The sequence below is a fragment of the Litorivivens sp. genome (assembly GCF_041625495.1).
Classification (GTDB): domain Bacteria; phylum Pseudomonadota; class Gammaproteobacteria; order Pseudomonadales; family Spongiibacteraceae; genus Litorivivens.
Map to the genome: position 1 here is coordinate 1 of NZ_JBFJTH010000142.1, position 10,115 is coordinate 10,115.

9 protein-coding genes are annotated in these 10,115 nt (G+C 53.4%); 8 read left to right on the forward strand and 1 reads right to left on the reverse strand.

The window, feature by feature from the left end:
- Window positions 1-93 precede the first annotated feature (93 nt).
- Entirely contained in the window at window positions 94-1,833 is a 1,740-nt protein-coding gene (locus ABYP39_RS14430) for a potassium/proton antiporter (RefSeq protein ID WP_372783203.1), read from the forward strand.
- A gap of 15 nt (window positions 1,834-1,848) precedes the next feature.
- Here ABYP39_RS14430 and ABYP39_RS14435 read toward each other — a convergent pair whose 3' ends face one another.
- A complete protein-coding gene (locus tag ABYP39_RS14435; protein ID WP_372747330.1) occupies window positions 1,849-2,391 on the reverse strand; it encodes a DUF2058 domain-containing protein in 543 nt (180 codons plus the stop codon).
- Window positions 2,392-2,500: 109 nt separating this feature from the next.
- On the opposite strand from ABYP39_RS14435, the gene ABYP39_RS14440 reads away from it, so the two are divergent.
- The 7 genes from ABYP39_RS14440 to ABYP39_RS14470 all read left to right on the forward strand — a co-directional run bounded on the left by ABYP39_RS14440 (window position 2,501) and on the right by ABYP39_RS14470 (window position 10,115).
- Window positions 2,501-3,259 (forward strand): hypothetical protein, encoded by a 759-nt coding sequence (locus ABYP39_RS14440; RefSeq protein WP_372747329.1) that lies wholly within the window; start codon window positions 2,501-2,503, stop codon window positions 3,257-3,259.
- 159 nt (window positions 3,260-3,418) lie between these two features.
- Window positions 3,419-5,512: an LruC domain-containing protein gene (locus ABYP39_RS14445; RefSeq protein ID WP_372783198.1), complete on the forward strand. Its 2,094-nt coding sequence runs from the start codon at window positions 3,419-3,421 to the stop codon at window positions 5,510-5,512.
- Window positions 5,513-5,524: 12 nt separating this feature from the next.
- Window positions 5,525-6,037: a hypothetical protein gene (locus ABYP39_RS14450; protein WP_372758254.1), complete on the forward strand. Its 513-nt coding sequence runs from the start codon at window positions 5,525-5,527 to the stop codon at window positions 6,035-6,037.
- Between the two features lie 84 nt (window positions 6,038-6,121).
- Entirely contained in the window at window positions 6,122-6,622 is a 501-nt protein-coding gene (locus ABYP39_RS14455) for a hypothetical protein (RefSeq protein WP_372747326.1), read from the forward strand.
- A gap of 179 nt (window positions 6,623-6,801) precedes the next feature.
- Window positions 6,802-8,055, forward strand: a complete 1,254-nt coding sequence (locus tag ABYP39_RS14460) for an oligosaccharide flippase family protein (protein ID WP_372747325.1) — start codon at window positions 6,802-6,804, stop codon at window positions 8,053-8,055.
- A 282-nt stretch (window positions 8,056-8,337) separates the two neighbouring features.
- Entirely contained in the window at window positions 8,338-9,027 is a 690-nt protein-coding gene (locus ABYP39_RS14465; RefSeq protein WP_372763665.1) for a sugar transferase, read from the forward strand.
- A gap of 44 nt (window positions 9,028-9,071) precedes the next feature.
- On the forward strand, window positions 9,072-10,115 hold the full coding sequence (locus ABYP39_RS14470; protein WP_372783200.1) for a glycosyltransferase family 2 protein: 1,044 nt from the start codon (window positions 9,072-9,074) through the stop codon (window positions 10,113-10,115).

Genomic DNA, 10,115 nt, shown 5'->3' on the forward strand with positions numbered 1-10,115 from the left:
CTTCCCGTCGCGCCACGTAAACAACGCGTGGCGCGTCAAGAACGTGTGATGGGCGCTTTTGCAGTGCAGCGATCCATTGGAAATAAACACCGGATGACACTCGAACTATCCAACCAGTTCATTTTTATCGGCGCATTGCTCACTTTGCTGTGTATTGTTTCCAGCGTAGTGTCACGCAAGCTCGGCGCACCGATTCTGTTGGTGTTTCTGGTGTTGGGCATGCTGGCGGGCGAGGATGGTCCCGGCGGGATTATTTTCAACGACTACGGCCTCGCGTTTCTATTGGGCAACCTGGCACTGGCCATTATCATTCTCGATGGCGGTCTGGGCACACGCCGTGAAGCTTTCCGAGTCAGTCTGAACCCCGCGCTGTCACTGGCCACGCTGGGCGTGGTGATCACTGCGGGTATTACCGGGCTGGCAGCCCACTTGATTCTGGCTCTCCCTATTCTCGACTCGCTTTTGATTGGCGCCATTGTTGGCTCAACAGATGCCGCTGCGGTCTTTGGGCTACTGCGCTCAGCCGGATTGCAATTAAAAGAACGTACCGGCGCGACACTGGAAATTGAATCCGGCACCAACGATCCGATGGCGATCTTTCTGACGGTAACGCTGGTACAAGTACTCGCCCACAATCAGGCGCCGGGAGCAACTGGTATTGTGTGGGTGCTGCTTCAGCAAATGGGGCTCGGCTTGCTGCTGGGCTTTATCGGTGGGCGCGGCTTTTGCCTGTTTCTCGAACGTATCGACTTGCCCGCATCCCTGTATCCACTATGTGTCCTTGCCGGTGGGCTTGGTATATTCGGCCTCACCAGTTTACTAAACGGCAGTGGGTTCCTGGCGATCTATGTGCTCGGCGTAATTGTGGGTAATACGGCCCTGCCCTTCAGCAAGGATATCCACCGCTTTCACGACGGTATCGCCTGGCTCAGCCAGATTGGCATGTTCCTGATGCTTGGCCTTCTCATTACCCCCAGCCATATGCCACCCATAATCATTCCAGCGCTGGGAATTGCACTTGTTTTGATTTTCATTGCGCGCCCAATTGCCGTTGCGCTGTCGCTACTGCCATTTCATTTCCCAACGCGTGAGCAGGTCTTTATCAGCTGGTGTGGCCTGCGCGGTGCGGTGCCGATTATTCTTGCGCTGTACCCGTCACTTTCAGGATTACATAGCACAGAGCTGGTGTTTGAGCTGGTTTTCTTTGTTGTTCTGGTGTCACTGGTTGTTCAGGGCTGGTCGATCGCCCCTGTAGCACGTTGGCTTGGCGTAAATCTCCCTGTTCAGGTTACCGACCCGAAACACTTTCAGGTGGCTTTGCCAACAGAGCTGGACAAAGTGCTTCATGTGTATGAGGTGATCGCCGGTTGCCGTGCCAATAACACCCTGCTGGCTGAGTTACCGCTCACCGAGGGGGCGCAGGCTGCCGGTGTAATCCGTGATGGCGTTCTAAAAAAACACTCTAAAATTTTGAGGTTGGAGGAAGGCGATCATGTGATGATCCTTGCCAGCGAAGACACCGCCAGCATGGGCACGTTGTTCTCACCTAAGGAAGATATCGAGGTAACACGTCAGGCTGTAACCTCTTTCTATGGAGAATTTGTGATTTCACCCGATACCACGCTGGGCGAGCTACGCATGTTCTACGGCCTGGATACCAGAAACCTCAGCCCGTCTGACTCTGTCGGGCAGTTTCTTTTCCGGCGATTCCACGGTCGTCCGGTGGTCGGTGACACCGTGGCCCTGGGTCACCTTCAGTTAGTAATTCGCCGCATAGAGGGCAACCGGATTGCGGCCGTAGGCCTCAAATTACCGCACTCGCCCCCGGGCTAAGCAAGGCACAATCACTTACCACATCAAATCGTCCGGAATCTGGTAGTCGGCGTACGGATCATCTTCGTCGACCATTTCAGCACTCTCGGCACTGCGGTCATGCAACACCAATACTCGTGATTCATCGCGCTGGCGGATTTTCTCTGCCACGGCAGCAGGCACTAACTCATAGCGTCCTTGCAACGCAACAATCGCTATCTGGCCACGCGTAAGCTGGGCCTGAATGGCATCTGTGACCAGCAGCTTTTTGATCTTTTTATTATCGACAAACTGATAGGCAACCTCGCCCCCGCGTCGATCAATGCTGTTTGTAGTGATCAGTTGATCAATCTGTGCCTGAACAGCCTTCCGCTCGGCAGCGGCTTGGCGCTGGCGATTTAGTTCACGGTCGCGCTCGGCTTTTTCAGCACGGGCTTGCAACGCGGCAGCCTTGCTCTCGTCAACCTGGGTCTGCCCTTTGGCTTGCTTGGCAGCTTTGCGCTTTTCTTTCTTGGCCTGTTTTGCCTTCTTTTCGTCGACAATACCGGCTTTCAACAACTGTTCCTGAAGGGACGACATCAAACTCATCCTGTGACCATTTACTTCGACAAAATCGATTTTACTGCATTTGACTGCAAAAATCGGTCTGTCGCTTGCTGACATATTCATAATCGTCAATGATGAGCACATGAACTCGTCGCATGCGCCCACAACACTCGTTTTTACGGTCGCTCTCAATGGCTATCACTGGCGCTATGGAGAATTGATCGATAGTCAACGCAGCTATGCCAAGCGCTGCGGTTATCACTATGTTTGCGTGAGCCGACCACTGATCAACGCACTGGGGCTGGAAACCGCTTGGCTTAAACTCAGCCTGGCGCTGGCGGCCCTCGAGTCTGGCTATGATTACGTGTTTTACGTCGACGCCGACGCCAGAATCCAGGAGCACGCCCCGCCGCTCACCAACCTGATAAAAGCCGACAAACACGTGTATGCTGCCCGTGGCTATAGCGGCCGCATCAACTCAGGTGTTCTGCTGTTTACCAACACAGCACCTGCACGTGAAAAACTCAGCCAGATACTGGGTAATATCAATCGCGAGCTACCAGTGGAAGACGACGTGGGCTGGGGCGAAAATGGCCACATGATTCACTATTTAAGTAACTGGGTTGGATTCCAGGAGTTGCCTCCCGCCTGGAATAACAACCACACCGCCGATCTCCCGGACTTTATTCGCCACTACAGTGCCGGTCCCTTGCGCGCTGAATTTCAACCCCCGGCTCACAAACGCTTACCAGCGATGCTTACCAGCAAACTGGCCAATCTGTTGCGGCGGTTGAAGAGGCTGGAAAACAACAGAGCAACCATCAGCTGCCAACTGCCTATCCTGACAGCAAGCGCCCTCCAATACTTTCCCGAACTACAGGCTCCAACTAAGGCAAAATGACTTGCAAAATGCAAATGCACTTTGCAAAAGCCCCTCACTCCAGCTTTCAAATCGCCCCAAAATAATTCTAACTGACTGTTTAAAAAGGAAATTTAAACATGGCATAAGCTGTGCATTGTCTACGGAAACATCTATCACGTAGACATCGAGACCAAGACCATGAAAACACGCAATTTACTCGGAGCCATGATCCTGTCGGGTGCAATACCCACACTTGCGACACCCTTCGAAGCTTGCCCTGACACCGCCTTTCTTATTCAGGACAAATACGCCCAACTGTACGCGATACAGCTGTCCACAGGCTTTTATGAACCGGCGGCCCCCGCTGAGTGGACTGATATGAAACTCAATGCGCTAGCGTTTAACGTGCACGACCAGTACCTGTACGCCTATAACGATGACCTGCGCGCCATCGTAAAAATCGATGCCAACTACCGAACTGAAATACTGTTCCCCGCGAACCTTCCCGATCTGGACTTTATCGCCGGCGACATCGCCGTTTCAGAAAATGCCTACTATGTTTATAGAAAAGGCAGCGACGAAGGACTGTACAGAATTAGCCTGGATCCACAGGCTGCAGACTACCTGCAGGCGACACAGGTTATCACCGGGAAGGCTTTTGAACTCGACATATTTGATCTGTCCTTTCACCCCTACGATGGTATGGCTTATACCGTCGATAAAGACGGTGAGCTCTGGAAAATCAACGTGAGCAACGGCGATGTATCCAATATCGGTAACATCGGTGTGAACGGCTATTTCGGCGGCACCTACTTTGACAACAACGGCCATTTGTACGTCGCCGATAATAGTGACGGCTATATCTACCGCGTTGACACCCAGCAACTTCTGCCCAAGGCAGAGCTGTTTTCCTATGGCCCGTCGTCAAACAACAACGACGGCGCACGATGCCCATTCGCACCGGTGAATGTGAGTGAAACCCCTGACACCGACTTTGGCAGTGCACCAGACAGCTACGGTACGAGCTTTGGAAACAATGGCGCGCGCCATGGTCGCGGCGATGGCACGCTGTTTCTCGGTGAGGGTGTCAACTATGAACCCGACGCCTACCTCGAGGGCGGCGCAGTCGCTGCGGAAGAAAATGACGGCGTAGCCTTCATCAATAACATTGCCCCTTACCGCTACACCTACTTCGAAGTGACAGCATCGGCCAAGGGTGAACTGAATATCTGGGGTGACTGGAACCAAAACGGAGTCTTTGACGAAGGTGAGCATGTTATCAGTGACAAATCCATCGACGCCGGCAAGCACCTGCTGCACTTCAAGGCACCCAAAGAAACACTGCTCGGTGAAACCTGGTTGCGTGTGCGTCTCAGCTCGCCCGATCACGTTACTGCGACCGGAGGCGTGGCCGACGGCGAGGTAGAAGACTATAAAGTTACAGTGGAAGCGGCAGATACGCTGACAACCTACTATCCCGGCGCCAAGCGCAACGCAACACTCGCCTTTGAAGACAACTGGCCACTGGCTGGCGACTACGACATGAACGACGTTGTAATCAAATACAACATTAAAACCGTCACTGTTGCCGACAATATCGCGAGCATACGCATCAAAGGGCATGTCGCCGCCATGGGTGCCAGCTACCACAACGGCTTTGCCTTCCGTATTCCCGGACTTCCGACTAATGCCATCAATATTCTGGCTTCTACGCTGACCGTTAACGGCATTCTGCAACCTTACTCGCCAATCGAACCGGAGCGGGCCGATGCCACAGCGATTATCGCCAGTGACCTTCATGACTACGTAACATCAGGCGAAGCCTGTAAGTTTTATCGCACGGAAAACGGCTGCGGCTCTGGTATTCAGATGGAATTTCAGCTCGACATCCCGGTTATCGGGACTATCAAAGCCGACGACATCGACGCATTCCCCTTTGATCCCTTCCTATTCGCAACCGAAGGCTTCAAACGGAACTACGTATTCGGTGAAGCCCCGGGACGCCGCTTCGAGATTCACTTGAAGGACAAGGCACCCACCGAAGCCTTCCAGCAGAACTTCTTTGGCCGAGGTGATGATGCATCTGACCCCGGACGAGGCGAATACTTTGCCAATGCCAATGGCATGCCTTGGGCACTGAACATACCGTACGACTGGGATCATCCCGTTGAGTATATGGATATTAAATGGGCCTACCCACAATTCCACGAAAACGTAACCAGCGGTGGCGCTAACCGCAAAGGCTGGTACAAGAAAGCCAACGCCCTGACCAAGAATACTTTTCGCAAGTAAGAGGATAAGACGATGAACAAACAACACCTAATGATTACATCTCTCACATTACTGATAACAGCTTGCGGTGGCGGTGGCGGTGGCGGTGGCGGTGGCGAGGAAGCCGCCACACCCGCAGAACAGAATACCGCTCCCGTTGCACCGCTGACAGAAGAAACCACAAGCGTTGTCACTGTCCCAACAGAGGCAGCGACCACCTCAGAACTGATGGTTCCAGCCGGCTACGACCTTGGACAGGACTACAACCTGACAGTCACTGCCAGCGCCCAATCCTTCTCCGCCAACACGGCCTACCTTTCTATTTGTACAGGCTTTGTGGAAACCAATCCCGGCGCGTTCGACGTGGATTACGACAGCTGTCTGATACAAACCAATATGGCTCCATCGACGACGACCTCCATGGCGGTACCAGCAGACGCAGACCAAGTTCTGGCTGTTGTACTACTGCTCGACGAGCCCGCAGCTCCTATTTATCGGGTTTGGCAAAGTACCGGCGAACAGGACCAATACTGGGCGATTCAATAACCTTTTAACGCCTTGAGATGACCTGCGTCCAAACGGAAAAACGCAAGCGCAAGGCATTACCACCGAAAATATGGAGTTGTCGCCATGACACCAAGACACCATCTGGCATTTTTACCTCTGGCACTGGCCTTCACAGCCGTTGGCAGCACAGGAGAATCCAGTGACAACGTAGCCACCGGGGTTGCCGCTAGCCCCTTAGCCACCGCCATCCATTCACAGGTTCACGACACCTCGGCCGCAGCGCCTGAATGGCACAGTGATATTGCGCCGTCGACAATGCGGCTCGAGAGTGAGTCAGACCCCGAGCTAGAGGCCGTCGTGTCCGTTGTTGTCGATCGTGCTGCTGGAAGCAGTAGCTACCTGTCGGTATGTACAGAGTTTGAAACCGAGTACACGGGGTACGATGTGAACTACGACAGCTGCATTTTGCGTACCTCCAATAATGGCCCGGCCAAATATCGCATTCTGCTGCCAGAGGGTGTCGATCGCCTTATCGCTGTGAGCTGGCATTACACCGAAACCCTGGAACCGACCTACTCCCTCTGGGAACGCGAGGAAGGACAACAGCATTTTGTTTTACAATAATCAGGGCGAGATGCAATTTGCAAATCATTATGCAAATTGCATCCTCCCTCCATTAGCTGCCTATTGATTTATAAGCCTTTTTTTCTGGCATCTATCTTGCTTTTTATTCCTGCAATCACGACCGCAAAGAGACGGTCACAGGCCAAACCCACCAACGTGGGAAAAACGAGAGAGATAACGTGAAAACAAAAATACAGCAGCTAATGACCAATCCCTTTATGCGGAACTTTAGCTGGATGGCTGCGGGCGAGCTGGTGGTACGTGTTTCCCGGCTGATCACAACACTCATTCTGGCGCGCTTTCTTACCCAGGCTGACTACGGCCTCGCAGCATTGGCTATCGCCAGTGCCGAGCTCGTGCGCATTCTCGCCAGCAACGGGATCGGAAACCTCATCGTAAAGACCTCGTCCGAGCGGCTGAACTCCATCTGCAGCTCAGTGTTTTGGGCAAACCTGCTTATCGGACTGACCATGTTTGCTATTCAGTTTTTCGGTGCGGGCTGGATCGGTGAGTTCTACAGCTCGCCAGTACTTACCGAGATGCTGACTGTACTGGCCGTCACCCACCTCATCTATCCCTTTGCCATGGTGCAGTTCAATCTGCTGCAACGGGCCAGCCGTATGCGAGAAACCAGTCTACTGATGGCTATGACCGTCGGTGCTGACAATCTGATTTCCGCCGCACTGGTCATTGCCGGCTTCGGCGTCTGGGGCGTGGTCTACGCGAAAATTGCGGCAGCAGTCCTTTGGGTAGTTGGCTTAAACCTGCGTAAGAGCTGGCTTCCAGCCCTGCATTTTTCTAGGGAAGACTTCCGCACCATGCGCGAGTACTCACGCCATGTCATGTTCTCAGAAGTATTGAAAAACGGCCGCAACCAGATAGACCTTCTAATTCTGGGGCGCGTACTGAGCGCTGACACCTTCGGTCTTTACGCGTTTGCCCGCAATGCTGGCCTGGGTATCAGTCTGTCAATCACCAATGGCTTTAATACCGCCCTGTTCCCACGGTTGTGTGATGCCATGCGCGACGGCCAGGATGTGGTTGCAACCTTTGCCGATAGTCTGAAAATGGGTATGACCTTTATTGCGCCAGTGCTGCTGGTACAGGCGCTTACCGCACCCTGGTATGTACCGGTGGTATTTGGCGAACAATGGCGCGATGCAGCCATGCTGGTAACACTGCTTTGTCTGTCGGCTCTGCCGCGCATGTTGTTTGAAGCTACCAGTGTTTACTACCGGGCCAGTGACCGTATTGCCATCGAAAGCCGACTGGCGCTGGGCTTTACGCTCGCCTTCAGCGGCCTGATTGCCTTCACTGCTGGCTGGGGCGCAGTAACGGTTGCTCTGGCGATGATTGCTGCCTATAGCGCCGCCAGTTTGATTGCCATGCTGGAAATCTGGACTGTGCGCGACCGCCAGGTAGCCCCTGCCTAAGTATCGATCCCAGGCTCGGGCGGCGGCAGCGCCGTCCGGCCCGAACCTGCTTTTTTCGACTTTCAGTGTCATATCTTCTCCCCTTACCACCCATAACCCCAACATGAATTGTATTTTGCAAAACGCCACTAGGCTGATTTGCAAAATGCAAATCACGCTGAACAAAACCAACCAAAAAAACACACCCGATAAGTTTTTTATCCATATATTTCAATAGCTTAAAAAATTATTTCCATCCTGGCACGCCCTCTGCATTAAGAGAGACAAATTGGAGGAAATATCATGCAAACTCAAACCAACACATTGACCACATCCTTTGCCGCGCAATTGATCTGGATCGCTGAAACTCCTGCTCGCGGTGCCCAGCACTTTGTTAAACACGGCTACAAGCGCGCTTTCGACCTGACACTCTCTATCGCTCTGCTGGTGGCCTTGTCGCCCCTGCTGCTGATCACCGCTTTGGCCATCGTGATGGAAAGCCGCGGCGGCATCTTCTTCCGCCAGGTGCGCGTCGGCCTGAACGGCGAAACCTTCAAAATGATCAAGTTCCGCTCCATGAGCACCGACAAGGCGCTGCATGAAAAAGTGGCGAACATGGAAAGCGACCGCGAAGGCGTCTGCAAAAAATTCGTTAACGACCCACGCGTAACTCGCGTTGGCAACTTCATCCGCAAGTATTCCATCGACGAGCTGCCTCAGCTGCTGAACGTACTCAAAGGCGAGATGTCGCTGATCGGCCCACGTCCGGCACTGACCAGTGAAGTTGAGCAATACACCGACTACGACCGCAAGCGTCTGGAAGGTGTACCGGGTATCTCAGGCCTGTGGCAGGTATCTGGCCGCGCTGACCTGGACTTCGAACAGCAAGTGGAACTCGACATTCGCTACAACCAGAAACGCAACCTCTGGATGGATATCTACATCGCCGTAATGACGGTACCGGCCGTACTGATGGGCAAAGGCGCCTACTAACTCAAACCCCATACAAACAAAACAGATTTACGGAGATAACGACCATGAACTTTTACAACGAGAACAGCAGCAACAGCAAAGCGCCAGCCCCGTTCAAGAAACGTCCGACTGTCAGTGTTGTTATCCCTATGTACAACGCAGCCAAATACCTGCGCGAATGTGTTGATTCGGTACTGGCTCAAACCTACAAAGATTTTGAAATCATCGCCATTGATGACGGCTCGCCAGACAACTGTGCGGAGATTATTGAATCCTACGACGATCCTCGCCTTCGCCTGGTACGTCAGCAAAACCGGGGGCTGGCCGGCGCACGCAACACGGGCATTCGCCAGTCTCGCGGTCGCTACGTAGCATTTCTGGACTCAGACGACAGCTGGCACCCGGAAAAACTCGAACGCCACGTTGGCCACCTCGATCACAACAAGGAGGTTGGCGTAAGCTACAGCGCCTCTGCCTTTATGGATGAAGACAGCAACCCGCTGGGCCTGTTTCAAACACCCAAGACCCGCAACGTGCAAGCACAGGATATTTTTTGCCGCAATCCGGTAGGTAATGGCTCTGCACCGGTTATTCGCCGCGAAGTGCTCGATGCCATCAAGTTTATCCGCGCTGAGAGCGGTCACTTCGGTCACCAGTACTTCGACGAAACCTTCCGTCAGTCTGAGGATGTTGAATGCTGGCTGCGCATTGCCCTGTCCACTGACTGGAAATTTGCGGGTCTCGATGCTGCGCTGACCAACTACCGCGTCAACGGTGAAGGCTTGTCTGCCAACTGGAAAAACCAGCTTGCCTCGTGGGAGCGCTCAGTAAGCAACAATGCACGTATCAACATGGACTTTGTCATCAAATGGGAAAACCTGGCCCGCGCCTACCAGTACCGTTATCTTGCACGTCGCGCGGTGCAGTCGCGTGATGCCAAGGCTGCCGGGGAATTGATCAAGCGCGCACTGAAGTCTGATGTCAGCATTTTGATCCGAGAGTTCGGCCGAACCGGTGCCACCATGGGCTGCGCGGTATTGCTGAACATCATGCGCCCAACCCGTTACGATAATCTGGAAAGACAGGTTGTTAACCTGGTGGCGGCGTAA

Bases quoted from the DNA above. Each gene is read 5' to 3' on its own strand.
- ABYP39_RS14455 (WP_372747326.1), top strand. From the start codon at position 6,122: ATGACACCAAGACACCATCTGGCATTTTTACCTCTGGCACTGGCCTTC.
- ABYP39_RS14450 (WP_372758254.1), top strand. From the start codon at position 5,525: ATGAACAAACAACACCTAATGATTACATCTCTCACATTACTGATAACA.
- ABYP39_RS14430 (WP_372783203.1), top strand. From the start codon at position 94: ATGACACTCGAACTATCCAACCAGTTCATTTTTATCGGCGCATTGCTC.
- ABYP39_RS14445 (WP_372783198.1), top strand. From the start codon at position 3,419: ATGAAAACACGCAATTTACTCGGAGCCATGATCCTGTCGGGTGCAATA.
- ABYP39_RS14435 (WP_372747330.1), bottom strand. From the start codon at position 2,391: ATGTCGTCCCTTCAGGAACAGTTGTTGAAAGCCGGTATTGTCGACGAA.
- ABYP39_RS14465 (WP_372763665.1), top strand. From the start codon at position 8,338: ATGCAAACTCAAACCAACACATTGACCACATCCTTTGCCGCGCAATTG.
- ABYP39_RS14470 (WP_372783200.1), top strand. From the start codon at position 9,072: ATGAACTTTTACAACGAGAACAGCAGCAACAGCAAAGCGCCAGCCCCG.
- ABYP39_RS14440 (WP_372747329.1), top strand. From the start codon at position 2,501: ATGAACTCGTCGCATGCGCCCACAACACTCGTTTTTACGGTCGCTCTC.